This is a genomic window from Neorickettsia risticii str. Illinois, from assembly GCF_000022525.1.
GTDB classification, from domain to species: domain Bacteria; phylum Pseudomonadota; class Alphaproteobacteria; order Rickettsiales; family Anaplasmataceae; genus Neorickettsia; species Neorickettsia risticii.
The window spans coordinates 694,753-720,782 of the sequence record NC_013009.1 but is presented as its reverse complement, the minus strand read 5'-3'; the positions used below and the strand labels follow the sequence as shown (position 1 = coordinate 720,782).

The window sequence follows — 26,030 nt, the reverse complement described above, 5'->3', positions numbered from 1 at the left end:
TGCCTTTTCTGGTATTGGTTTCTGTTAAGCTACCCTCTCTTATTTCTGCTTGTTTTTACGTGGCGCTGGTGTATACCATGTCAGGGGCTGGTTCTTGGCGTTGTATCCTGTTCGATTTAGGATGTTGGTGTGAGTAGGGTAGCTGTTGTTTTGCTTAATCTTGGGGGTCCCGACTCCCTTGAGGCTGTGCAGCCCTTTTTGTTTAATCTCTTTTGTGATCGTAGAATCATTAATTTACCCAATCCGTTCAGGTATTGTCTCGCTTGGTGGATTTCTTGCAAGAGATCACAGGAGGCTCGCAAGATATATAGCCAGATGGGAGGTAAGTCGTCAATATTACCCGAAACAAATATGCAAGCGAAGCTTCTTGGGGATTTACTTGGTCCGAAGTATGAGGTCTTCGTTGCTATGCGGCATTGGCATCCCTTTATTCATCAAAGCGCAGCCAGAATCAATGGAGGAGAATTTAAAAAGGCTATTCTTCTGCCACTCTATCCTCAATTTTCCACCACTACTTCTTTGTCATCAATAGAACAGTGTTTTAAGGTATTGCGCATTCCGACGCGAGTCGTGTGTTGTTACTATGATGAACAGCTCTTTATAGAGGCACATGTGGAAACCATTTTACCAGTCTATACCGAGGCGTGTGCTTTTGGGAAACCCATTATTTTATTCTCAGCACATGGCCTGCCGTTGAGTGTTATCGAGGCTGGTGATCCGTATAAATTCCAAGTAGAAGAGTCTGTAAATAGGATAGTTGCAGCCTTAAAAATAGAAGACTTGGATTGGGAATTATGCTATCAGAGTAAAGTCGGTAAAGCAAAGTGGCTTTCTCCTGACGCAGCGGGCACTATAAAGTCTCACTCAGGACGACCTATAGTGGTTGTACCAATAGCATTCGTTTCCGAGCATTCAGAGACACGTGTAGAGCTAGATATCGAATATGCATCACTAGCTAGGGCGGGATACTTTAGAGTTCCCACTCTTTCCGCGCATCCAAAATTTATACGTTGTCTGGCTGAATTATGTCTTAATTCTTGTGAAAGGGTTGAATCAGAGTGCTCTATGAAACACAAGATGTGTTTTTGCAGGTTTGAAACTGGGTAGTTCTTATATATTGCTCTAAGAGAATCTGCAAAATTCTGCTTCATTTTGTTGAGGTAAGGCGCTTGTTACTTCTGGAGGGTTTTCGTGTTCCGTGATCGGTTTGACTAGCTCTATTGCCATCCCTTGTTCTTGTAGATACTGATTACACAATTGTGCCAATTCTTCTATTGATACGTCATGGAGTGCAAGTAATTCGTTGTGTACGCAACTAAAAACGATGTCTGCTTTTTTTATCTCCTTTTTCATGCAAAATGTTGCAACCGCAAAGGCAATTGCTAGAGCAGCAAACACAGCTGTGAGTGCAACAAAAGTTGGCAATCCATATCTATTTAGTGAAGAATTATCAGTTAGAGCGGCAGCTGTTGATAAAGTTGCTGCAATGATAAGGTACACGCAAAAAACAATTCCTAAAATTCCAAAAATCTGTGATTTTTTTTTGAGTCCTTTAAGATTTTTTGTTGCTATCTCATAGCGATTTTTTATTCCGGGTGTGTGTTCATCTTCCTGTGAAGCAATCCTGGATAGAATCCATGCAGACAATGCGTCTGAAGGAGCAATCAAGGTTGTTGTGTTATGCAAGAGCCCAAAGAACTGTCCTTCTATATCACGCAAGACAGTTTTAGCTCCTACCTCTAAAATAATCTGGGTTTTGATGAGAGTACTCCTATCAGGAGCCAAGATGTCTACTGAGATCACGCCTACATTTTGCGTTTTTACGCGTATATGTAGCGGATCTACTCTCCCGAAACACCTTCCAAGAACTTCTTCTGCTATTTTGTTTGTGGAATCTCCAAGTGAAAATGCAAACTGGTTTTTGAATTCGTATGTTGGTAGCATTATCTGTAAGCAAAGAAATTCATCTTCTTAGTTAATAGGAACAGCAAGATCGGAGGTAGCAGCTCCGAACAAGGTATCAAACGACCGTTCTCTGTAATCCTTATTATAGCATTTTTACTTGCTATGTTGCTTTTTTAAAATTGTCAATCTTCATAGATTAAAGATTCTTTACGCTAAGTGTATAAATCCCAAGGTCTAAGACCACATACAACACGTTTTCTATCATCGTAAAGGCTACTGATTTAATGTGCACATGACCTGGTATCTTGCTGATCACCTCATCCAGAAACATATAGAGTCTCATCCTAGAATCTGCTGTGAAGGAGAGCGTTACATCAGTTAAGATAACGTCATAGAATGAGGATTGCTTGACGGTATCTACCCTGATGGAGTTTTTCACAAGGAAATTATAATTTTCAAGTTCATAGTCATCCCTGATAAGTTCAAATAAGAGGTTTAGATTCTCTATTTTATTTGCGAAGATAATCTGTGTTGCAAGAGAGTCCTCTGTTATTAATTTTCTGATTTCAGCTTTCGTCCTTTCGATGTCGGACTGTTGCTTAATGGTTTCCCACTTATTCAGTCTTAGCTGATGAGTGACTTCCAAAATACGCGTGTTGTAGTACAGTGCAGCTCCACATAAAAGAAGGAACGAGAATAAAAGTAAACCATACTTTAGACAACATCTGGACACAGTGCGTTTCTCCCCTACTGCGGTGCTACCACCTTACCATTTAAAGTTAAGCAATGATTCGTATAGTATTTCTTTAACTCCTCTGTTATTGCGGCTATTTCCACATATGCGTTTCCTTCAACGTATAGGGTGATTCGCTTCTCAGGATCTATGTTCTCTTCGTCGTATTCGATGCGTACTTTCTTTAGCGAAACTTGATTTTCTAGTTTTCTTAAGTAGTCTACGGGAGATTTGTTTGGGCTTTGGAAAACTTTGTAGAGTTTTATTTTTTCTTTAGACCGTGCATCGTAATTATCGAGATCCAGTCTTAATTTTCCTATTACTTTTTCCAGGTGGAGTATCTCTTTAGAGATTGTGTTGTTTTTGTTTGCATAGTTATGTAATTTTATCTCACCGAAAAAGACTATTAAGGCTACTAACAGAAACATGAAAAGACTCCCCACAGAAAGGCCCTTTTCCTTAGAACGTTGTCTTTCCATGAGTGCATGTTTCCTTGGTAATGTTCTGTATTTTGTTTTTCCCAAAAGTATGTTTGTAGCAAAAAGTAGCTCACTTCTTTCCTCATCTTCTCTAAAGAATTTTTCAACTTTGAGTAGTATAGCTGCTTCGTATGGCGTAAGTAAAAACATGTCAGCAAGTTTTTCTTCGCTTTTTATGATTTGATTTATCGTTTTAGTCGCTATGACAGCAATGTTGCTGCTTTTCCTGAGAGAAAGATCTTCAATTTTCTGCAATATCTCCCCGCCAATTCTTGTTGGGGTATTTTGTTCTAGTTTTATGTTTATTATTTCTAGTGGGATATGCTCTTTGGTGAGTCGGATGACAGTCAAGGTACGTGTAGGGCTGTAGACGAGAACTACATTCTCTCTTTGTAACCTGTTAAAGGGGCCAAATATGTTTTTTGAAATCTCTCCCATTTCCAGAAAGGGGAAAAAGATTCCCTTGCACTTTTTACCCGCGCTATTAATAAATAGTTCAATTTCTGGACCTACGTTTGAACATACAAATGAGTAAAATAACCTGTTTGCGGTTTTACTACTGGGAAAGTATTCACATAAATCGTAGTGTCCGCACTCTTCTTCGAGTATTGTTCTTTTCAATAAGGAGTTTATGTTGATGTACGATATAAAAGGAAAATCCCTTGTAAAAAATCTCTGACCAGGTTTTGAAGGACAGTATATGATGTAACAAGTAGCGTCACTGAAGTTTACTATCTCCGCGATTTTTTGTAGGTCTACGCTTTTGCACGAGATGATATTGCCATCTTCACTGGTTGTCTCGAATAGCGTAATACTCTCTTCGGAAACGTATATAATTACTTTATCCAACACTGCCAATAATCTGTGTTTTTTCATTGCTCCGTTGAAATAAAAGTAGTAGCAAAGAGTAAATAAATAGTTCAGGCTATGAAGCTTCCAGGTGTTGCCCTGGCCTTCTATTTGTAACAGTTATTATAGTTTTGGTTGAATTTTTGACAATGCAAGACTGTGGATAAATTTGATTAATCTTGTCAAAGTTGAGCATTCCTGCGAAAACAGGATTTTGTATAGGATGAAATTTTGCAAGGGTATCCTTTGTCATAATGAAAGGTGGTAACTTTTAACTTGCCTGGCTTTTCCGATAAATTCATGGTGAAAGTTATCACTTTTGGGTGTCGTCTGAATTTTTATGAGAGTGACCTTATTAAAAATCTCGTAGGTATACGAGATAGTAGAGAGTGTATCATCATTAATACCTGTGCTGTCACGAATGAAGCTGTACGCAAGGTAAAGCAGAAGATAAGAAAATGTCACAAAGAAGAACCAGAAAAAAAAATCATAGTTGTGGGTTGTGGTCCCCAACTTGATCCTCATGCGTATTCTCATATGCCTGGGGTTTTTAAAGTCCTTGGAAATATTGAGAAACTGAAGGTTGAAAGTTACACTTCTGAGCAAAAGATAGCAGTTGCAGATATAACTCATGCACCTGAGACTGCTTTTTCTGGCACAATGATGCCTGTGGTTTCCACTGTGCGTAAACGGGCTTTTCTTGAGATTCAAAATGGATGCGATCATGATTGCACCTTTTGCGCAATCACCCTTGCCAGGGGTAAGAATCGCTCTTCAGATGCTATAAAAATTGTTTCGGAAGTGCGTAAAATGGTCGCTTTTGGTATAAATGAGGTCGTGCTTACCGGGGTTGATATTACTGATTATGGAAAAGATCTTTTTGGGAAACCGGCGTTAGTTTATTTGCTAAAAAAGATACTCAATGATGTTCCAGAGCTAAAGAGATTGCGTTTATCTTCAGTTGATGTCTCTGAGCTTAGTGATGATTTCATCGAGTTATTTGCTACGGAAGCTCGTCTAATGCCGCACTTGCACTTAAGCATACAGTCAGGCGATTCCATTATCCTGAAGAGGATGAAAAGGAGGCACACTCCTGAACAGGTTGTTGAATTTCATTCAAAGATTTTAGCTGTTCGCCCGGAAACAGGTTTTGGCGCTGATATAATCGTGGGGTTTCCAACAGAGAGTGAAGAAATGTTCCACAATAGTTACGAATTAATCAAAAGGCTTGCTATTCCATACCTACACGTTTTTCCTTTTTCGCCTAAAAAAGGAACAAAGGCTGCTTTAATGCCTCAAGTAGAGGGAGTAGTAAAAAAAAGACGTGCAAGAAAGCTTATAGAATTGGGAAAAGAGAATTTGCAAATATTCAATACCGTGCAAGTCGGTAGGATACACAACCTTGTACTTGAGAGAGATGATGTTGGAAGGAGTGAAAATTTTTGTCTAGTGAAGCTAGATCGTGCTGTAAGTGATGACACTGGTATCATACGTGTCAAGATAACGGGTTGCAGTGACGCGGAAATGCTGTCGGGGCAGATTATAGCGTAATTTTTTGTGTTAAAATGCTCAGTTCTGGCTTAATATGTGACGTAATGTTTCCGCTTCCAGTATAGGAAAGGTAAGGGAGGGTTCCAAAACTTACTATTCGATCCGGTTATGCTTTCTTGGGTAGTTTTATCTTTTCTTTTGAGCCAGCTCCTCTGGACGAAGCGATTTCCATGTTCTTTCCAAGCGTAGTTTTATCGGTATAAAGCTGTTCTCCGCTATACGGAACGAAAGAAGAATGCGCTCTGCTCTGCCAACTAAATATTCTGCTGGAATGAAGCCTACAGCTGCGAGGAATCTGCTATCCGTGGAATTATCTCTATTATCACCAAGAACGAAAAAATGTCCTTGTGGCACGTAGTATACACCGGTGTTGTTTGCTGGTCCATCAGTTGTTTTCTGTAGTACTGGGTATGCAAGCCCGCTATCAAGGATTTCTGTGAAACTTTGTACTTCTGGTGTACTAGAGTCCATAAAAATTCCGGCTTCAACTCTTTTTATAGGTTTGTGATTCACATAGACTCTGCTCCCAATTAGTTGGATCCTATCTCCCGGTAGCCCAATAACTCTTTTGATGTAATTTGTGTTGTCCTTGTGTGGGTTTCTGAAGACGACAACATCTCCGCGTTTTGGGGGCTCATAGAGAATTCTTGGCTTTCCCTTTATAAAAGATGGAGAAAAAGGGAAGGAATACTTACTATATCCATAGGCATACTTAGAAGCCACTATGTAGTCTCCGGCCAGAAGAGTCTTCTTCATCGAGCCCGAGGGTATGATGAACGGCTCGTAAAACAGACTGCGTACTATGACAAGAGCTATTATCAGCCAAAGTGTTTTACTCCTACAAACTGTGCGGAGGATCCTTGATGAATGTGGCATTTATACAGGAACGGAGCCTCATCTACTGATACCAGAATACCTATGCTCTAGTCAATTCGAATCCACACTGAATAGTGACAGCATGGTTCATGTCTGGAGAGGAGCGACTAACGCTTTATATCTACATTAATAATGGACATGTAAAGCGTTTTAAGCTACTTTCTAGTCCATGGATTTTTGGAGTCCAGAGCCTGGCCTGAGAAGAGAGTGTTTTCTCATTCGGGTTTTTATCCTTTGTTCGGGCTTGCTCTAGTAATATGCTATATCTGGAAAGTCTAGATTTTAGCTTGTTTATCCGATCTACTGTGGTAGCGTGCCGTGTCCGAGAAGTCTGGGTTTGTTAAACAAATTACCGTAACCCTTCTGTGTAATAGTCTCGTGTGGTATGACTATGCACTTTATGGTCACCTTATAGGTATCATTAACATCTTATTCTTCCCTGAAATTAACCAAGTAGCACAACTCCTCTCATCTTTTGGAACATTTGCTGTTGGTTTCTTTATGAGGCCAATAGGGGCGGTTTTTTTTGGGCACATAGGAGACAAATACGGTAGAAAAATTGGGGTTCTGCTATCTCTGATGATGATGTTCTTACCTGTGGGGCTGATAGCTGTTTTACCGACGTATCACAGTATTGGTACGTCGGCGATTGTTCTGCTTATTTTGATTAGATTAATTCAAGGATTTGCTCTGGGCGGAGAAGTTGGAAATGTACTCTTCTTGATAGAATGCAGTCCTCCCAAGTATAGGGGATTCTTTGGCAGTTTTGAGGTGCTCAGTGCAGTGATAGGTGCTGCAATGAGCAGTGTCGTGGTTCTGATATGTAGAAACATGATTCCTGAAGAAGCGTTTTTAAGTTGGGGTTGGAGAGTACCTTTTGTTATAGGAACATGTGTCGGTGTCTTGGGTGCAGTTTTTAGAAATACACTTGGTGAAACGCCAGTCTTTGAAAATGCCAAGAGAGCTGATATTTTACCCGTAGCGACCCTCTTTAGCGAATATAAGAAGGCATTTTTTGTTTCAATTGGCATAGACAGTTTGGAAGAAACAAGTCTGTACCTTTTTCTTGTTTTCTTGGATGTTTATTTTGCGAATAAAGTTGGATTTTCTGGTACAACTGCTGGATTAGTACATCTACTGTTCTTGCTCTTGCTGGGTGTGTTGACATTGTTTTCGGCGCTACTATCTGATTTTTTCGGTAGAAAATTAATACTCTCATTGGCTGCAATACTTGCGATTGTGTCTGCGTATCCGATCTTTTTTCTCATAGAAAGCGGGGGGTTGGGGAATATTATTATTGCAAAAATCTTGTTTGTAGTGATAACGGGGTTCTCATTGGGGCCCGTGAGCACCGCTGTGTATGAAATATTTCCCGCCGAGATTTCTTATACAGGACTGGCAATCTCCCGAAATATCTCAAGTGCGCTGTTTGGAGGAATGGCACCAGCTTTTACAATGTTTCTTATTGCAACGACAGGTAATAATCTTTCAGCGGCGATTCCTTTAGTTCTTGTCGGGTTTTTGACTTTAGGTTCTCTATATTTTTATTCAAAAGTATTACACTAGCTCTACAAAATCACATTACAATGAACTTCATCTAGTAGTAAGGGTTTCTGACGTTGTATCCAAGGCGGGTTATTTTAAAACTATGTCCATTGATGAGAGTGCGAGATCTGAGCAAATTAAAAATTCTATATGCAATTTCCTGAATGTTATTTTCTGTGAAGTGAAAAATGTTTCAGAGGATCACATAGGACATGTTAATCACTCTCAAGATTCTCACTTCGAGGTAATTGTTGTATCACCTTCTTTTACGGGTCTATCAAAAATTTCTAGACACAGAATGATTTTCAAAATACTTGATGAGCACTTCAAACTTGGCTTGCATGCGTTATCTATGAAACTATGGACAGAAGATGAGTATAAAAATCAATAATGTCAAAGGGACCAGGGATCTGTTTGGTGAGCAGTTAGACAAGATGCGTTTCATTGAGCAGGTAGCTAAGGATCTTTCGATTCGGTATTTGTTTACCGAGCTTGAGACCCCGATAATTGAGCATACAGAGCTTTTTATTAGGAATCTCGGTGAAACGTCAGACGTAGTAAATAAAGAGATCTATTCGTTTCGGGACAAAAGTGATCACAATATTTGCCTAAGACCAGAATTTACAGCTGCTGTAACCAGGGCGTTTGTGGAGAATTTTCAGCATATTCAATCACCTGTTCGGTTATTTTCTTTTGGTCCGCTATTCAGATATGAAAGACCACAAAAAGGGAGATATAGGCAATTTCATCAGGTGAATTTTGAATGGATCGGATCAAAGCATTATCTTTGGGTTGTTGAAGCTGTAGTTTTGGCAAAGTCGTTCCTTAGAGAAATTGGAATAAGGTGTGAAATACGTGTTAATTCACTTGGTTGTTCTAGAACTCGTGAGGAGTACAAGCTTGCACTCATCGACTATTTTCGACAGTACAAAGACTACCTTTCGGCCGATAGTTTACTCAGATTGGAAAAGAATCCGTTGAGAATATTAGACTCTAAGGACCCATCTGAGGAGGAAATTGTTGTGGGCGCACCAAAAATTCTGGATTACCATACTGATGATGCTCTAAAGGAGTTCGAATCAATTTGTGATACACTTAAACTCCTTGATATTGAGTTTTCTGTAGATCATAGACTGGTCAGAGGATTAGATTATTATTCTGGTTTAATTTTCGAATTTACTAGTCCTGATCTCGGTGCACAGGATGCCCTCTTGGGAGGTGGAGCATATGAGCAACTTTCAGAGAATTTGGGCGGAAAAAAAGTACAATCAATTGGGTTTGCTGCAGGAATTGAGCGCTTAATTGATGTAATGCCGGCTTGGAAACCTGTGAGTGATAAAATCGTCTCGATTGTTCCCATCGGGGAAATTGCAGAAAGAGAGGCGCTAAAACTACTGTTCTACCTGCGAAGTGAAGGATTATGCGCCGATATGTGCTATGGACTCAGTGTTAGGTCAAGAATGAAACGTGCTGAAAGAAGCACAGTTACGGTCATTCTTGGTGAGGAAGAACTCTCAAAAAGGGAGCTAGTTGTGAAAATAATGGAGACTGGTCAGCAGATAACGGTTACACGGGAAAAACTCCTCTCAGCATTGAGGGAATTGGTTTGTTGAAGGTTGTTCTGGATGAGTTGCATCTGTTAGGGTGCTAATAGAGGTTTTCAAATATTAACACTGGTATCACACAGCGAGGTTTGCTTCTCAAATGGACTATCAGTTTCTAACTCTTCTAATTTGACACTAGTTTGGTAGAACAGTTAGAAGACACGTTCTAGCACCAAGATAGAGCTTGCATATTCCTCATTTGAAGACTTCGTTCATGTTTGTTGAGTAGCGAAAATTGTACACATCTTCGCCTATAATTTTTTCGCGGATGTGATGGCACGCAGTTGCCGCTTCGGAAAATCCAGAAAGGATGAGTTTTAATTTTGAGTCGTAATGTGCCACATCTCCGACCGCGTACACACCCTTAATGTTGGTACTGCAGGTAAGCGGATCGACATTAATGCAATGGTGAGTGATGTCTAGGCCCCAGTCCTCGAGATGTCGTAACGATGGCTTGAGGCCAAAAAAAGCTAGTAGATAATCAGCCTCTAAGGTGACTGATTCACCAGTAAGCCCACCAAGCTCGACGTGGGAAATTTGGCTTCTGCTTCCCCTTAAACCAGTAATTTGATATGGAGTGAGTATCTTAAGTTTCTTCGTTTCTTCTAGGGACTTTAGATCCCTAAACGTACTATCCGAACATCTAAACTTCGAACGTCTGTGGATCAAGTACACCTTTCTAGCTATATTAGATAGGATCAAACACCAATCCGCAGCAGAATCTCCACCACCGGCTATAACAACAGCCTTGTTAGCGAAAATACTTGGATCCTTCACGCTATAGAAGAGAGATTTTCCCTCATAAACATGACTCGATTCTATTGGAATCCTATTGTAATCAAATGCGCCTGCTCCTGCCGCTATAATGACTGCTTTAGCGGTAATCTCAATTTCCTTGCTCGTTTTTACTGCAAAGGATGTGTCTAACCTAGTCATATGCGTGGCAAACTGGCCAGTATGGTATGTTGGATTAAATCTCTCAGCCTGGTCGGCTAGGTTCGAAATAAGCGCGGCAGCAGTGATCTGTTTATACCCAGGTATATCGTATATGAATTTCTCTGGGTAAAGTGCCGTACACTGTCCACCGATGGAAGGTAGTGAATCAACTACGTGCACCCGCATACCTAACATACCAGCCTGAAAAGCTGTAAATATCCCGACAGGACCAGCTCCTATTATGATAACGTCAGTGTTCACCTGATTAGAATCCCAACTTCTAGGTATGATAACAGGTTACCGATCGTTTTGAAGATTATTCAGATCTTTTCAAATGTTTGAGTGTTGCATGAAGTCAGTGCACTACTTGAACAAGTGCTCTGTTCCGCGGTTGTTTCTTGCATCAGCGGGAGAAGCAATTGATTTCCTGGTGTTTGCAGTGAGAGAATGGTGCACTCTGATAGGTGTCTGTTCCGTGAATCGTAGGTACTTACGACACTTTGGTCTTTTTGGGAAAGAGGGTCAGTACGCACTTCTTGATGCGAAGGTTGCAGTCATTGGTTCAGGAGGGCTTGGGTGTTCAGTGTTGTATAATCTTGCTGCTGCTGGGTTGGGTGAAATTGTTATTGTGGATTTCGATAGGGTCTCTGAGTCTGATCTGAATAGACAGTTCCTCTTTGAGAATTCTTCAGTGCAACAGCTCAAAGTATATGCAGCTAAAAGGAGGCTCAATGCATTTAATCCGGATTGTAAGATCTTCTGCTATCCAATGCGAATACAAGACTGCTCGGAAGTGATCGAAGGGTGTGAAGTAGTGCTTGATTGTACGGACGATTTTAAGACTAGATTCTATCTTAATGAGTTGTGCTTTCTTAAAAGAAAAGCTTTGATTTCTGCTGGTGTTACAGGATATTCCGGGTACGTTATTGTGCTCAAGCCTTTTGTCTCTGATGACTCACCCTGTTACAGATGTTTCTGTCCAGGAGAGCCGGAAGCCTGTTTTAAAGGTTCATGTGAGGACGGTGGAGTGATTGGTGCTGCAGTCAGTACAATAGGAAGCATTCAAGCAATGAAAGTAATTCAGGAGATTTTGCATATTAATCCAGAAAAGGCAGGTAAACTTATTTTCTGTGACATTCTTAATAATCGTTTCAGAAGTGCAATTATCATGCGGGATCCGTATTGCAATGTGTGTGGGCAGAGGTGTAGTTGAGTGATAATGCGGCTGAATGGTAGTACTGACTGCCATGGTTTTCTATAACAAAGCAAACGGTAGCTCTGTCAGATTCTTATGAACTCAGATGCATTTGAATAGCCACTTAGGTGAACATCAGTGCCGGCTGCCACTTCCGATGTAACAGTGCAAATGGCAGCTCGGCAATTAGGCCTATGCTAAAGTTATTGTTGGATGCATCTTCCTTGGGCACTTTCAGATGCTGACGAGGTCAGTGTTGTGCTGGGAGTCTGTCCAGACTGTGTACCTCCTTCAACAGCCTCCTTTATGAAAGTGCAGTACATTCTCAGAATGCAGCTGGATGCGCTAGTTGATGCAGCTTCCTTGGACAACGGGATTTTCAGCGATGCGTAATTTATATCCGCACATACAGCACGTGCTGCTCTACGGCTAACTTCACCACTACTGAGGAAGGAAGACGCCAAAGAGTGTGCACCAGATGCTCCATTACTCTGGATTGCTTGGTCAACTGCTTCCACTGCTGGAGATACTCTTCCTGTTATTGCTTCAGGCGCAGTGCTCAGTTGTTGAAACAGTACAGTTCTAAATTGTTGTATTTTTTGAGATGGGTCGAGTCCCGGAGATGTAAGTATAGTTCTTCTTGCCTCGCGCATTCGAGACAATATCATGCGAGCATTTAACATGGTATCAGTTCCTCCTGGTAAAGTTGATTTGTTAAGCTATTTATGAAATCCTTGGTGGAATTATGTCTTATGCTGTTAGCCGTCTCTGACATATCAGATCGAGCATTATAAAGACATGGCACGCTGCGCATACTTGTAGGCATTAAAAAAGCCCATAAAGAAATTTTAGACCAGCAACGAGCGTGAGTGATGCAGGTCTTATTAGATGTATGCCTCATAAAAAATGTATAGATAACCAATGCCGCCCATTGTAGCACAGAGCTTAATGAAAGTAAATAAATTTAAAAAATATTTTTTTCTTAATACTATTTTGCAAATATATCACTTCAAGTAAGATTCCAATTGATTTGGAAAAATGTTCCCACTAGATGCGACACCCGTTTTTTGTGCTAACATTAATGCTTCAGCCCGAGAGCTCCTTACCAATTGGAAATGGAAACACAAACTGCCTGGCCAATAGAAGAGGCGAAGAAACTACTACCTAGGATAAAAAATGGCAAGATAATACTTTTCGAAACGGGATATGGTCCTTCAGGTTTACCTCATATAGGGACATTCGGAGAAGTGGTGCGAACCATAATGGTTATGAAAGCGCTGCAATATCTTTCCCCTGATGTAAAAATGAAACTTATCTGTTTCTCTGATGATATGGATGGACTGAGAAAGGTACCTGATAATGTGCCCAACCCTCATGAAGTGAAGAAATACCTTGGATACGCATTAACCTCAATTCCAGATCCCTTTGGTACGCATGAGAGTTATGGTGCGCATATGAATGCAAGGCTGATGTCTTTTTTAGATCTTTTCGGCTTTGAATACGAATTTAAAAGTTCAACAGAGTGCTACAAATCTGGGTTGTTCGATGAACAATTACTCCTTGCATTAAGACATAACCAAGACCTTCTGGACTTAATAAAGCCAACCCTTGGTGATGAAAGACAACAGACATATAGTCCCTTTCTTCCGGTCAGAGATGGTAAGGTACTTCAAGCGGAAGTTGTCGAACTTAAAGAAGATGTCATTGTCTATAAAGATCCGGAGTGCGGAAAATTATTTGAATCTCCTGTGATTGGAGGTAACTGCAAGTTACAGTGGAAGGTCGATTGGGGGATGCGTTGGGCAGCACTTGGCGTGGATTTTGAGTTTCATGGAAAAGACTTAACTCCTTCTGCGGTTTTGTCAGCAAGAGTCGCGCGCATACTAGGTGCTGAACCCCCAGAACTTTCTGTTTATGAACTCTTTCTCGATGAAGAAGGCAAAAAAATCTCGAAGTCCAAAGGTAATGGTTTGACGATAGAGGAATGGCTTAAATATGCTCCTTGGGAGAGTCTAGCGTTTTTTATGTTTCAGAATCCTAAGAGGGCGAAGCGTCTGTATTTTGATGTTATTCCACGAAGTGTTGACGATTACCTGCGTTTTTCTGAGTCTTTCGAGGAGGGTGATCTGACAAATCCACTCAGCTTCATTGATGCAAAGGACCGAAACATAACAAAAGGAATTAGTTATTCGTTGCTTTTGAATCTTGCTTCTGCATGTAATCCAGAGAATTCGAGTGTACTTTGGGGTTTTATACAACGTTATAGTCCAACTGCGACCCCTGAAAATGATCCCTTACTGGGAAGGTTGGTCGATCATGCAATTGCGTATTATAGAGACTTCGTAGCTTTGAATAAGGTTTATAGGGTACCAAATGAGAGTGAAGCCAAGGCATTGCTAGCTCTATCTCGAGAACTAAGGAAAATCCCTTCCGATGCAATAGCGGATGACATACAACGTGTTGTATACCTTGTTGGCAAGGAAGAAGGGTATTCTTCAGACATAAAAGGATGGTTTCGGGTATTGTACCAGATATTGCTTGGTCAGAACGAGGGACCAAGAATAGGGTCATTTTTTGCGCTATATGGCTTGAATAACGCCATCACTATGATAGAAAGTGCAGCTACAAGATAAAGCTTAGTTAGGTGGGTACTTTTAGCTACTCTAATGTTATACTCCTGGTGATTTAGGGTTGCTGTGGCGCTTTTAGAAACCTGACTATTTCGAATGTGCGCGGCTTATGGATGGGGTAAGGCGCTGTATGTCTTGTCTCTTCTGGTATAGTTGCCCCGAATATCCGTACTGAGAAAGATTCATGAAAAACATTAGGAACTTTGCAATCATTGCTCACATAGATCATGGTAAGTCAACACTTGCTGATAGATTAATGGAGGAGTGCAAAGCCGTAGATCCGAGAAAAATGAAGGAGCAACTGCTTGACTCAATGAAAATAGAGCGAGAACGAGGTATCACAATCAAATCTCAGACGGTAATGCTCAAGTATACCGCCAAGGATGCTGAAGATTATGTGCTCAACTTGATTGATACACCAGGTCATGTGGATTTTTCATATGAAGTGAGTAGATCTCTTGCAGCATGTGAGGGTTCTTTACTAATTGTGGATGCAACTCAAGGTCTGGAAGCACAAACCCTCGCAAATGTTTACAAGGCAATAGACAATGATCACGCAATTATACCGGTGATTAACAAAATTGATTTGGATTCGGCTGAACCAGAAAGGGTAAGAGCGCAAATAAGAGACGTGATTGGTATAAGCACAGAAAATGCTGTTGAGGTCTCTGCTAAATCAGGCATAGGAATTGCGGATTTGCTTGAGAGCATTGTGAAATACATACCACCACCAGAAGGTAATGTAAGTGAACGGCTTCAAGCTCTACTGATTGATAGCTGGTACGACATTTACCTTGGTGTTGTGATACTCGTCCGTGTAAAAAATGGCTCAATAAAGAGTGGTATGACAATTGAAATGATGTCAAATGGAAATAAATACTCTGTCGAAAAGGTCGGAATTTTTACTCCAGAAAAAAGAAATGTAGCTGAGCTCAGTGCGGGTGAAATAGGGTTTTTAACTGCATCAATAAAGAATGCGAGGGACTGTAATATCGGTGATACGATAACAGATGCGAAAAACCCATGTACGGAACATTTGCCTGGATTCAAGCAGCTTCGGCCAGTTGTATTTTGTAGCCTTTTTCCAGTCAGTTCAGATGAGTTCGCAAAGCTGCGTCAGAGCTTGGAAAAGCTTCATCTAAATGATTCAAGTTTTACATTTGAATCGGAGTCTTCATCGGCTTTGGGGCATGGTTTCAGATGTGGCTTCCTGGGTATGTTGCACTTGGAGGTAATTACACAAAGACTAGATGAGGAGTTCGATCTGGCTCTTGTTCTCACGGCGCCAAGTGTTGTATACAGGATTCACATGAAAGATAGTTCCGTTTTAGAGTTGTACAATCCAACGGAGATGCCTGACCCAAGTAAAATAGATCATATAGAGGAGCCTTGGATAAAAGCCTCTGTAATGTTGCCCGGGGATTACATAGGGGAGGTTATAAACTTGTGTAATGAAAAACGGGGCGAACAAATTGATCTAGCTTATGTAGATAACAAAGCGATTCTCACATATAGCTTACCGCTCTCTGAAATAGTTTTTGACTTTTACGATAGATTGAAGTCTGTATCGAAGGGTTATGCTAGCCTGGATTGGGAGATTCATGGTTATCGTTCGAGTGAGCTTGTGAAGCTTTCCATTTTCATTAACGGTGAGGAGGTAGACGCTCTCTCAGTTATGATATACCGTCCAAATGCTGAAAGACGCGGAAGGGAAATATGTGAGCGCCTGAAAGAGTTGATTCCTAGACAGCAGTATAAAATCGCAATACAAGCTGCAATAGGAGGAAAGGTCATCGCAAGGGAAACTGTTAATCCATATAGGAAAGACGTTACTGCAAAATTATATGGCGGTGACAGAACTAGACGGATGAAGCTCCTCGAAAAGCAAAAGAAGGGTAAAAAGAGAATGCATAGCATAGGAAAGGCAAACATTCCCCAGAATGCGTTTATAGAGGCGTTAAAAGTAAAACCATGATTGTCCTCTCTAAGGGATTGGTTATGTGCTCTTGCTTTCCTCTAGTATTGCTTTTGCTAAATGATCTTTCCTTTAGACCTGCAGTTAGGTGATAAGAAATTTCTTTTTTATCCAAATGGATAAGTAATGATTTAATAATTTTGCTATAGAATCCCCTGAGATCCTTGCTTGGGAGGAAAGAGGGAATGAGTAAAATAGCAATGTTTTGTTTAATGCTATGTTGCATACTTTTGTTTGTTGAGCCAGCAGAAGCGCGAAAGTCCAGTAGTGGGAGTAGTGATGTAGTGTCAAGCGTGATTTGTAACATAGTGACCCAACTTTCTGGTCCGATATCACAAGCTATAGCGACACTTGTGATTATTATCACTGGGTATAGCTTCTTTGTAGGGAAGGTATCCATAGGTATGTTGTTCATTGTTGCAGCAGGAATAATGTTCGTCTTTGGTGCACAAACGATTATGGGTTGGATACTTGGTCAGAGAGCTTATGAGTGCAAAGGCGGAAGTATTGTCCAGGGTGCGCAAGCAAAATAAAATGCCGGCTGTGTTTTTCAGGTTTTCATAACTGTTTTTCCATCGTTCTAGGGACTGATAAATTTCTAATTATCTTGTCCCGACAGCCATTGTGAAGGATCTGCAGCATTCTAGAGTGCTCTGTATAAGGTAGGTTTGTGACTATTTTAGGCATTTTGCTTATTTCATGATCATAGATTTTTTAGCATTACTAACATACAATGCCCATGAATGGTGGTTTTAAAGGTTTTCAGAATGAAGAAGACATTTCTTTGGTGCTTGATGTTATGTTGTATGTTTGTGCTGGCAGCGCCAGTGGCTGTCGCTGGTCCAGATAAGGATGATAGTATAGTGTCGCGTGTGATTTGTAACATAGTGACCCAACTTTCTGGTCCGATTTCGCAGGCTATAGCGACACTTGTGATTATTATAACGGGGTATAGCTTCTTTGTGGGGAAGGTGTCCATAGGTATGTTGTTCATTGTTGCAGCAGGAATAATGTTCGTCTTTGGTGCACAAACGATTATGGGTTGGATTTTAGGGACTGACTACAAGTGTACAGGGGGCCAAGTTGCAGGCGGTGGAGGGAAATAGTCAATGTCTGCGAAAGTATGGGGTCTTATGTTGCGAGTTTTTCCTTAATCCTTTTTCAAGGTGTATCTGTTTCACTCATCGGTGCGATGGATCATGGTAGGTGATTTGTATACGAAGGAAGTCTCACGGAATGTTCAAGCCTCTTGTTTTTACGACTCGAGCACCGTTTTGAACGCGAATGGTACTCTGGTAAGGGTGGTGAAACTATCAGATTTTAGGTTCACCACATCTTCTTTGGAAAGGATGCGCTCTTTGTGCAAAAAAGTCCTTTATTCAGGTGAGTTCGATTGTTTGGCTCTCTGGATCAATGTGGTGCGCTCGCCTGTTAAATCTGTCAGCGCTGAGAATGTGAATATGGACGGATTTGCAGCGAGCTTATCTAATGCCTACCGCGAATTCATAGAAAAAGAGAGTAGATTCTCAAACGAGGTATTCATCTCCATTGTATCAGGGTCAGCTCTTGAGTGTGCAATCGGGCGGGTCGACTTCCTGCTTAGGAGTCTGCTAAAGAGGTTTGATGAGTTTGCCTCCAAGGTAATCATAAAAGGTTTGGAAGATGCGGTTGCGGTGGTTTGTAGGGAATTGGCAGAATACCAGCCTGTGCTCCTCTGTGAAGCAGGGGTAATGAGTTTTCTTTCCGCGTTGCTTGGGATTTCAAAAACTGGTCTCGAGAGTGGTGTTAGAGATATATCAACAGAACTTCTTTCTGACAGAAAGGTATTTTTCGGTTTTAATACCTTTGAGATACATGGAGACAAAAGGACTTTTGGTGCGAGCTTTTCGGTAAAGAGTTTTAGGAACCTTGAGGATGTTCAGTTTGTAGCAAGGTTTCTGGGCGTCCAAAACAGGATGGTAATCACAGAAGTCATAACAAAGACTACGGAGGAGGATATTAGGAATACCTTTGAGGAAAGTCTTGAGCTAACAGGGGTTGTGAGTGACACAGCTTATCAGAGTGCTTCTTCTAAAGACGTTATTGCGGAGCATATGAATGAGAAGAGGCAGGAAGAGTTCTGTAAGCGCTCCTTCAAGGTGACGCTGTTTGCAGATTCTTTAGAGGAGCTTTGTCTTGTTGTCGCAAATTGTGAAAAGCTTTTCTCGCAGCGAGGTTTCATGATTGTACGTGACGACCTGCTTTTAGAAGATACTTTCTGGGGCAACTTACCTGGGAGTTTCTCCAGGATGAGAAAATGGGAGATAGTCTTACTGAAAGAGGTCAATTCATTTGCCTTTACGCATGCGCATTTTCGTTCTGCTTTGACTGATGTAAGTAAATGCATTACAAAGTTCGTTTCGCTTGAAGGGGAGTTGCACTACTTTAGTTTTCCTGACGCTAAAAGCGAGAGCCACGCTATTATCTTTGGTAAAGAGAAATCTAATAGAATCGAGCTGCAGAATTTTCTCTTATTAGAGTCGGTTGTGAGGCTCGGTGCTGAGTTCTTGATAGTGGATGATCAGTGTCTTTCGGAAGTATTTGTACATGCGTTGGAAGGCTCTTACTTGCAGGTCGCAGATGATTCATTTAAGTGCAATTTACTTGATGTGACTGATGCAGATGTTTTATATGACATTCTATCGGCCTTTTGTTCTAAGGATGTCAAAAGCGAAGAAATCGCAGAAGCGGTGAAAAGGATATCTGAAATTCCGCCGGGTAAAAGAAGTCTACCTGACTGTGCCGTATATCTTCAACCCATTTTTGGTGAGCTTTCGGTGTTTCAAGAAAGTTATGGACACATTTTTGCCGTTGACGCTGAAAATAACTGGTTGCTTGATGACAAGCTTGGTTTTTCACTGGGTAAATTGTCTTTGCCTGAAAGAGTTGTTTCGTCTATCACGTCTTACATGATTGCAAAGTACCTTGAAGTTCGTCAGCATTCCGGGAAGCCGTTTATAATCGTGATACAGAGCCCAGCTCGTTTTAAGACGCTTTTTTCTTCGTTGTCAAAGTGTGAGTCGTTTCTCCGTAAAGTGAGTGAATACGGTGGTATGATTCTGTTCTCAGCTGAGAATACAGCTTTTCTCGAAAAGTTGGGTGAAGTAGGAAAGAAATACATCACCACGAGGATCTTCTTGCCATTAAGTGATACTTTGCCAGCAGAATATAATAAATTCTTCACTATCTCTTCTCCTGTCATGCGTACACTTGATGATGCATCCCTTTTCGGGAAATGTTTCTTCCTTAATCAAAATCGCAATTCTGTGATTCTTAAGTTTGATTGTTTGTTATTTGATGAGATGAAAATTTTGTCATCTCGTGGAAGGATTGAGAAAATGAGGGCTGCTATGCGGGAAGCAGGCAATAATCCCGCTATTTGGTTACCGATATTTTGCCGCGAATGCAACTGAAGAAATTTCTCTTGCTTTTGTTTTTTCTATGTCTTTGCTCTCCGAGGGGGGCTTTGTGCAAGTCTAAGCAGCCAGTTTCTTTACCTGAATACGATACAGGTAGCTTTGTGGAACCCGCAATTAATGTATATTCAACGACAACCTCTGATTTCGTGACCCTTACCGCTAATGATTGTAAGTATATTTTCCCCACAAACGTGCGTGCGAAAGCTGCTTGGTGCGATAAGTCTTGTTTCAAAAAACCAACCGATGTCTGCACGGATTGGAGCAGTTCAGAAAGCGTAAACTACACTAAGGAGTGTTTGTGTGCAAGGCAGGTTACGGTTTGTGATAAAAAAACTGCAATTGATGGGATGCCGCTCGGGTGTGTGATGTTGATTCCACTTCCTATGCCACCGACGTTTTTTGAGACACTTGGCAACTTGCCTAGGGTGACTGTTGTTCCAGTGCGGTCTTCTGACTACATGCATCCTAAGCTGCGTGTAGTGGTCTCAACTTTGAATGACATGAGTACGTATAACATCGACTATCCAGATCCAACGGACTACAAAAGTCACAGGCAAGTGATCCACAGTGAAGGGGGTAAGGCGGGTCCGATCATAGTCGAAAAAAGGCTGACAAGGAATCAGATATGTGCAAGAGTGGTCCAAGTTTTTGGTGGAGAAAGTGAGGCTCAACGAGAACATTGTTTTAATAGGTATGGTTCTACGGATTATTCGGGTTTAAGGATTTGTGAAAGTGGTTCTGGTCTGTGCATTGGTAAAAAAACAATTCCGTACCTTAGACCTCTCATTGTAAAAAAAGAAGAGCAAGACAAATGTGCTGGTCCGCTCTGCCAGAAAGGGTTTTTCGTTGGTGGGTATATTTGCGTAGAGAATAAATCTGAAGATTCTGGTAGCGAGAAAACACATCCTATTTGTGGTGACGGAAAGTTCTCTATAGGCAATGAGGGTGATCTGCATTGCCAAAATGAAGGAGCTGAGGTATGTCCATCTGGCTACCAACCAAGATTGCGTTACGTTAATGATCCAGATGGAAATGTGCTCTGTCCAAAGGATGTACTCTCCCTACCTCAAGAATATATGACTGTTGTCAACGATAGAATAAGATTATTTAGAGAAAATATCAAAAAATTTATCCCTTATAGAATCAAGGATGGTGAGAGTATGCCATCTGAAGAACGTGCGTTAGATATTCCACATACGGAGCAGTCAGTTCTGGACAGTCTAACATTTGATAGGCGGACGGGTTTTTATAAAGCGGAGTCTGAAACTAAGGTTGTTAATTATAGATATGAGGAACAGGCGGTATACTGTCTTAAGGGGGATCTAGATGGAAAGGGCTCTTGTAACAGACCTTTTTATTCCTTAGAACATCTTTCCCAAGGTGTGCAATATGCCGTTACCCGGTTTTCTAATTTTGAAGGGATAGCGTTTTTTTTGCCTGACGATTATGACAAGAACAGGTACTCACTAAACCAGTGTGGAGGTGGTCCATGTTATGTTCCTGCTACGCCACTATACAAGGGTCTGTGCTTTTTCGAAAAAGAAGATGGTCTCTGTTATGACTATAGGGCTGTCATTGATTCCCCTGCTAAGGGCGGTGGACAGAAAGTAAAAGCGCCGAATTATCGCGAAAAAGCGCATAACAGGGTCACCATTGATCCATTCTGGGAGGGTGAAAATGGTAGTTATGCAAGTTGTGATATAGTTGAAATAGAAGCACTAGGTGGTGGTTCTGCTGGTAGTGGTATGAGCGGAGGCAATTCCGGTGAGTATGTGGCGGTTAGAATGATCACGAAGGATTTTATGAATATCTTAGCTTCGGATCAGGTTTTGCTCCCCCTGGTCGGTCTTGGAGGTGGTGAAAAAGACGGTGAAAATGATGGTGGAGATTCGATTCTTTACGTATGTGATAAGGATAGTTTTGAGAAACGTTATAATCCTCGTGTAACCGGTGATAAAGACTACGAGTGTGATTCAAGTTCTTCTGCTGATGGTGGTTCTGGATGTTTGAGGGCAGACCCTCGCAATCAGGAGTATCTGAAAGAGCACTGTAGCATTTTGATTGCTGCGCGTGGTGGTAAAGTGCACCAGGCTGCTACACCTGAGAAGGACGAATTTAATCGGTTTGGTAGTGAATTTGAGGACAGGTTTATAAATAAAGTCTATAAACCATCTGTTATTGGAAAATTAGCGCTTTTGCCGTGTCACTCGTCTGTTCCGTATTATGATCTAAAGACGCGTCAACCATCTTATACCGAGCCCGAAGAAGCCATATGTACAGCGCTCGAGCGTGAAAATGAAGGAGAGAAGAATGCGTTAGCACAAGCGGGCTTACATTCTGACAAACAGTGGGTTGAATGTAAGAAAACTGCTAAATATGGCAGAGGTGGTTGTCCAGCTAAATACTGTGTCCGGAGTAATGCTGATAGTCCTGACAAAGTTCCTGATGAGGTGCAACAGGGTGGTGGTGCAGGTGTGATTCGTGTACGTTGTCAAATGTTTAAGAAGTAGAGACGCTTGCGTTTTCGAAGGACTGTTTTTGTCTTGTCTGTTGGATTTCGTGCAAAGTTGCTGTGTGTCCCAGGGATTTGAAAAAGTTTGTGTATACCTTACAATGTGATCCTGAGTGATCTCTAAGTAAGTCTTTTGATGCCAGTAAGTACAGGAAAAATAGTTCGAGTCGTTGGTCCAACAGTTGATGTAAAGTTCGAGGACGGCGCATTGCCAAAAATAGAGAATGCTCTTACCTGTGAGAATAATGGAAAGACCCTATACTTAGAAGTTGCACAGCAGTTGGGAGATGGAATAGTCCGCGCTGTAGCGATGGATTCGACGGATGGTTTGACAAGAGATAAAGTCGTCCAAGATACTGGAAAGCCGATCTGTGTTCCAGTTGGTAGACAGACCCTTGGGCGAATCTTTAACGTAGTTGGGGAAATTATAGACGGTGGGGGCCCTGTACCAGAACCCAATAAAGTTTCCTCAATATATGCAGAGCCTCCTAAGTTTGATATGCAGAGTACCTCCTCTGAAATTCTGGAGACGGGGATCAAAGTAATCGATTTGCTTGCGCCCTATTCCAAAGGGGGTAAGGTTGGTCTCTTTGGTGGTGCAGGAGTTGGAAAGACTGTTCTTATTATGGAGCTTATAAACAATATCGCGAAGGCTTATGGAGGTTTCTCTGTTTTCGCAGGTGTTGGTGAGCGAACCAGAGAAGGAAATGACCTTTACAACGAAATGGTTGAATCGGGGGTGATCAATAAGGAACATCCTGAGAAATCTAAGGTTGTCCTGGTTTATGGTCAGATGAATGAACCTCCTGGTGCGCGTGCAAAAGTTGCGATGAGTGCCCTCACCATGGCTGAGTACTTTCGTGACAAAGAAGGCCAGGATGTACTTTTCTTTGTGGATAACATCTTTAGATTCACTCAAGCTGGTGCAGAACTCTCTACTTTGTTGGGAAGAATCCCATCGGCGGTAGGATATCAACCAACTCTTGCGACGGATATGGGAAGGCTACAGGAACGTATTACTTCCACTAAGCACGGTTCCATTACTTCTGTGCAAGCGATATATGTTCCTGCAGATGATATTACCGACCCAGCTCCGGCTACCTCTTTTGCTCACCTAGACTCTACAACTGTTCTGTCAAGACAAGTTGCTGAAGCCGGTATATACCCCGCAGTTGACGCGCTTGCTTCTAGTGCACAGATTCTTTCTCCGGAAGTGTTGGGTCAAGAACATTACGAGGTTGCACAAAAGGTGAAGGGAATTCTTCAAAGTTATAAATCCCTTCAAGACATCATTGCGATTTTGGGCATGGAAGAGCTTTCCGAGGAAGATAAACTTACGGTTTATAGAGCAAGGAAAATTGAGAAATTTTTGTCTCAGCCGTTTCATGTAGCAGAGGTCTTTACGGGCCAGCCGGGCAAATTCGTGAGCCTTAAAGATACCATCGCCGGTTTCAAGGAGCTGGTTGAGGGCAAATGTGATGATATGCCCGAAGCTGCTTTTTATATGGTTGGTAACATGAACGAGGCAAGAGAAAAGGCCATTAGTCTAAAGGAGAAATAGATGTCCACTTTTGAGCTTAGTATTTTTACTCCCCTTGAGTGCAGAAAGTTGCACGTCGTGAGTTTGGGGGGTGATACAGATAGTGGGAGATTCGTTGTTCTTACAGGGCATGAACCGTCTGTTTTTGCATTGAAAAATGGACTCATCTTTCTGGTTCTTGCTGATGGGATAAAGAAGAAATTTTTTGTTGAGGGTGCAGTTCTAAGGATCCAAGACAAAACATATGTTCTAACAGCCGAGACCGTACTGGATATCGAACTAGTGGACGAAGAATTTTTAAAACGTTACCGCGATGCTGAAGTAGTTGCTCGTGTGGTTAAGCAAATGGAGGCCTGAAGTATGTTCTTTATTGATTCAGCAAATTTAGATGAGATAAGGTCAGCTGTAGAGCTGGGTCTCGTGAGTGGTGTGACAACTAATCCGACTCTTATTAGTAAGTCGGGGCGCAGACATGAGGATGTTATTAGCGAAATTTGTAATATTGTACGTGGTCCTGTGAGTGCTGAAGTTGTGTCTATTACCTCATCTGAAATGGTAGATGAAGGTTTGCACCTGTCTGGTATCGCAAAAAATGTTGTTGTCAAACTTCCATGCACTGAAGATGGCATAAGAGCTGCTTCCAAACTGAAAGCACGTGGGTGTATGGTGAATATTACCCTTTGTTTTTCTGCTGCTCAGGCGGTCCTTGCTGCTAGCGTAGGTGCCGATTTTGTTTCACCTTTCATTGGACGCCTCGATGATATTGGTCATCAGGGTGTACTACTGATAGATGAAATTGCTCAGCTGTATGAGGATAGGTATGAAACGAAGATACTTGCTGCCTCCATCAGAAGTGTAGAACATGTACTCACGTCTTTGAAACTTGGGGCACACGTAGTAACCGTGCCGGTGAAAATCCTGAAACAAATGTTTGAGCATCCACTTACCGATAAGGGTCTGGAGATTTTTATGAGAGACTATAAAGAGGCCAAACGTGATAAGTAAGTTCTTTTGCTACTCATGAAAGATGATAGGTTTGTAAAGTTGACAACTAAATTTGTTGATGTTGTCCATTTCATGGGGTTGAATTATTCCGCGTTGTTGTTTGCAGCAAAGGAGACTCAAACGGAGGATCTTCTGTATCGCTACAATGAGAGCATTGTGACGTTTCTCGAATTTTTTGAAGATTACGTAACGCAGAAGGCGTTGCTTTGTTCGGACTACACAGTTGGAGGAGTTTCGCAAAAGATAGAATCTGTTCTATGGAATAGGGCACTAGTGTACTCGGAATTTAAAAACTACAGACAATTTATTAAAGCAAAGTTTTGTTTCGCGCTCAAACCTGGAAACTCTATCGAGTCACTGCGATGCTCGTTTTCTTTATCTGATTCTCTATGGCATGCTATTGGTGATATTGCCACAGGTTTCTCCTTTTACAGTAAAAGAGCCACGCTAATGGCCTTAAATTCACTTTTTATGGCTAAGTTTGCTGACGATTATTCAGATGGCTTCGAAAAAAGTAGGGACTTTCTAAGAAAGAGAATAAAAAACATTGTTGCGTTCGCAAAGATTAAGGCGAGACTAATTGAGAAAATGGAAAGGTACAACTGATGCACGTTTGATGTGGGTGCACATTAAACAATTTTCACAGTTCCACACTCCGCTTGATCAATACATAAGCTCATGTGCAAAGTCCTAGCAACTGAATCCGAAGCCAAAAGCACGTCTCGTAAAAACGGTTCTCAATCAAAAGGGAATATCGTCATCATCTAAGACGTCATTAACATGGGCTGCTGGTGTTCCCAAATCAGATCTTGTGTTGTTGGACGGAGTTCCGGAATAATGGGTTTCAGTGCTCCCCTGCGGGCTGAGTATCTTTAAAACCGAATTAAATGGGTTTAGCACAACTTCGGTTGTGTATCTCTCAATGCCATTGTTATCCGTCCATTTCCTTGTTTGGAGTGAACCTTCGATGTACAACCGAGTACCTTTATTTACGTAGTTACTTATCACCTTGATTAGAGGCTCGTTGAATACAACTACCTGATGCCATTCAGTTTTTGAAACACGTTCCCCCGTATTTTTATCGTTCCAATTTTCGGTTGTTGCCAATGAGAAAGTAGCCACTTGCTTTGCATTAGCCATAGTGCGTATTTCCGGGTCTTTACCAAGGTTGCCGATCAAAATAACTTTGTTAATCATATTATATCCTATACACATCCGGACGGCTTAAAAGAGTATC

The 26,030-nt window shown here is 41.4% G+C and carries 23 protein-coding genes; 16 read left to right on the top strand and 7 right to left on the bottom strand.

The features are described from left to right. Positions 1–129 precede the first annotated feature (129 nt). Positions 130–1,107, top strand: a complete 978-nt coding sequence (gene hemH / locus NRI_RS03285) for a ferrochelatase (RefSeq protein WP_015816605.1) — start codon at positions 130–132, stop codon at positions 1,105–1,107. A gap of 15 nt (positions 1,108–1,122) precedes the next feature. On the opposite strand, the gene NRI_RS03280 is transcribed toward hemH, so the two are convergent. The 3 genes from NRI_RS03280 to NRI_RS03270 form a co-directional block, all read right to left on the bottom strand. After that, positions 1,123–1,944, bottom strand: coding sequence for a hypothetical protein (locus NRI_RS03280; protein ID WP_015816617.1), 822 nt, complete (start codon positions 1,942–1,944; stop codon positions 1,123–1,125). Positions 1,945–2,101: 157 nt separating this feature from the next. Then, complete coding sequence (locus NRI_RS03275) at positions 2,102–2,638, bottom strand: hypothetical protein (RefSeq protein WP_015816604.1); 537 nt, start codon at positions 2,636–2,638, stop codon at positions 2,102–2,104. 14 nt (positions 2,639–2,652) lie between these two features. After that, positions 2,653–3,993 carry a hypothetical protein gene (locus NRI_RS03270; RefSeq protein ID WP_015816616.1) on the bottom strand — a complete coding sequence of 447 codons (1,341 nt, stop codon included), beginning with the start codon at positions 3,991–3,993 and terminating at the stop codon, positions 2,653–2,655. A gap of 273 nt (positions 3,994–4,266) precedes the next feature. On the opposite strand from NRI_RS03270, the gene mtaB reads away from it, so the two are divergent. Beyond that, positions 4,267–5,517, top strand: coding sequence for a tRNA (N(6)-L-threonylcarbamoyladenosine(37)-C(2))-methylthiotransferase MtaB (gene mtaB, locus NRI_RS03265; protein ID WP_015816615.1), 1,251 nt, complete (start codon positions 4,267–4,269; stop codon positions 5,515–5,517). A gap of 126 nt (positions 5,518–5,643) precedes the next feature. Here mtaB and lepB read toward each other — a convergent pair whose 3' ends face one another. Next, the gene (gene lepB, locus NRI_RS03260; RefSeq protein ID WP_049751179.1) at positions 5,644–6,393 is read right to left on the bottom strand and encodes a signal peptidase I; all 750 of its coding nucleotides are present in this window, start codon (positions 6,391–6,393) and stop codon (positions 5,644–5,646) included. A gap of 318 nt (positions 6,394–6,711) precedes the next feature. Between lepB and NRI_RS03255 the strand changes: the two genes are divergently transcribed. The 3 genes from NRI_RS03255 (at position 6,712) to hisS (ending at position 9,551) form a co-directional block, all read left to right on the top strand. Continuing rightward, positions 6,712–7,959, top strand: coding sequence for an MFS transporter (locus tag NRI_RS03255; RefSeq protein ID WP_015816614.1), 1,248 nt, complete (start codon positions 6,712–6,714; stop codon positions 7,957–7,959). Positions 7,960–8,041: 82 nt separating this feature from the next. Beyond that, entirely contained in the window at positions 8,042–8,329 is a 288-nt protein-coding gene (locus tag NRI_RS03250) for a BolA family protein (protein ID WP_015816601.1), read from the top strand. After that, positions 8,310–9,551, top strand: coding sequence for a histidine--tRNA ligase (gene hisS, locus NRI_RS03245; protein WP_015816613.1), 1,242 nt, complete (start codon positions 8,310–8,312; stop codon positions 9,549–9,551). The genes NRI_RS03250 and hisS overlap by 20 nt, the downstream gene beginning before the upstream one ends. Before the next feature lie 186 nt (positions 9,552–9,737). Here hisS and NRI_RS03240 read toward each other — a convergent pair whose 3' ends face one another. Beyond that, positions 9,738–10,739, bottom strand: a complete 1,002-nt coding sequence (locus NRI_RS03240; protein ID WP_015816600.1) for an NAD(P)/FAD-dependent oxidoreductase — start codon at positions 10,737–10,739, stop codon at positions 9,738–9,740. Positions 10,740–10,812: 73 nt separating this feature from the next. Here NRI_RS03240 and NRI_RS03235 point away from each other — a divergent pair, with 73 nt between their 5' ends. Beyond that, a complete protein-coding gene (locus NRI_RS03235) occupies positions 10,813–11,691 on the top strand; it encodes a HesA/MoeB/ThiF family protein (RefSeq protein WP_015816597.1) in 879 nt (292 codons plus the stop codon). Between the two features lie 185 nt (positions 11,692–11,876). Here NRI_RS03235 and NRI_RS03230 read toward each other — a convergent pair whose 3' ends face one another. Next, positions 11,877–12,341 carry a hypothetical protein gene (locus NRI_RS03230; RefSeq protein ID WP_148205726.1) on the bottom strand — a complete coding sequence of 155 codons (465 nt, stop codon included), beginning with the start codon at positions 12,339–12,341 and terminating at the stop codon, positions 11,877–11,879. A gap of 447 nt (positions 12,342–12,788) precedes the next feature. Between NRI_RS03230 and NRI_RS03225 the strand changes: the two genes are divergently transcribed. The 10 genes from NRI_RS03225 (at position 12,789) to NRI_RS03180 (ending at position 25,399) form a co-directional block, all read left to right on the top strand. After that, positions 12,789–14,306, top strand: coding sequence for a lysine--tRNA ligase (locus NRI_RS03225; protein ID WP_015816595.1), 1,518 nt, complete (start codon positions 12,789–12,791; stop codon positions 14,304–14,306). A 181-nt stretch (positions 14,307–14,487) separates the two neighbouring features. Next, positions 14,488–16,278 carry a translation elongation factor 4 gene (gene lepA, locus NRI_RS03220; RefSeq protein ID WP_015816593.1) on the top strand — a complete coding sequence of 597 codons (1,791 nt, stop codon included), beginning with the start codon at positions 14,488–14,490 and terminating at the stop codon, positions 16,276–16,278. A 185-nt stretch (positions 16,279–16,463) separates the two neighbouring features. Next, complete coding sequence (locus NRI_RS03215; protein ID WP_015816592.1) at positions 16,464–16,811, top strand: TrbC/VirB2 family protein; 348 nt, start codon at positions 16,464–16,466, stop codon at positions 16,809–16,811. Positions 16,812–17,045: 234 nt separating this feature from the next. Further along, complete coding sequence (locus NRI_RS03210; protein WP_187146004.1) at positions 17,046–17,384, top strand: TrbC/VirB2 family protein; 339 nt, start codon at positions 17,046–17,048, stop codon at positions 17,382–17,384. 93 nt (positions 17,385–17,477) lie between these two features. Next, positions 17,478–19,730, top strand: coding sequence for a VirB4 family type IV secretion/conjugal transfer ATPase (locus NRI_RS03205; protein WP_081436408.1), 2,253 nt, complete (start codon positions 17,478–17,480; stop codon positions 19,728–19,730). 53 nt (positions 19,731–19,783) lie between these two features. Then, positions 19,784–22,246 (top strand): hypothetical protein, encoded by a 2,463-nt coding sequence (locus tag NRI_RS03200; RefSeq protein ID WP_238522984.1) that lies wholly within the window; start codon positions 19,784–19,786, stop codon positions 22,244–22,246. Positions 22,247–22,384: 138 nt separating this feature from the next. Further along, positions 22,385–23,809, top strand: coding sequence for a F0F1 ATP synthase subunit beta (gene atpD, locus NRI_RS03195; RefSeq protein WP_015816590.1), 1,425 nt, complete (start codon positions 22,385–22,387; stop codon positions 23,807–23,809). Further along, positions 23,810–24,145, top strand: coding sequence for a hypothetical protein (locus NRI_RS03190; protein ID WP_015816541.1), 336 nt, complete (start codon positions 23,810–23,812; stop codon positions 24,143–24,145). Between the two features lie 3 nt (positions 24,146–24,148). Next, positions 24,149–24,793, top strand: coding sequence for a fructose-6-phosphate aldolase (fsa, locus tag NRI_RS03185; RefSeq protein ID WP_015816589.1), 645 nt, complete (start codon positions 24,149–24,151; stop codon positions 24,791–24,793). Positions 24,794–24,808: 15 nt separating this feature from the next. Then, on the top strand, positions 24,809–25,399 hold the full coding sequence (locus tag NRI_RS03180; RefSeq protein ID WP_015816540.1) for a COQ9 family protein: 591 nt from the start codon (positions 24,809–24,811) through the stop codon (positions 25,397–25,399). Between the two features lie 135 nt (positions 25,400–25,534). On the opposite strand, the gene ssb is transcribed toward NRI_RS03180, so the two are convergent. Next, positions 25,535–25,990, bottom strand: a complete 456-nt coding sequence (gene ssb / locus NRI_RS03175) for a single-stranded DNA-binding protein (RefSeq protein WP_015816588.1) — start codon at positions 25,988–25,990, stop codon at positions 25,535–25,537. Positions 25,991–26,030: the final 40 nt, after the last annotated feature.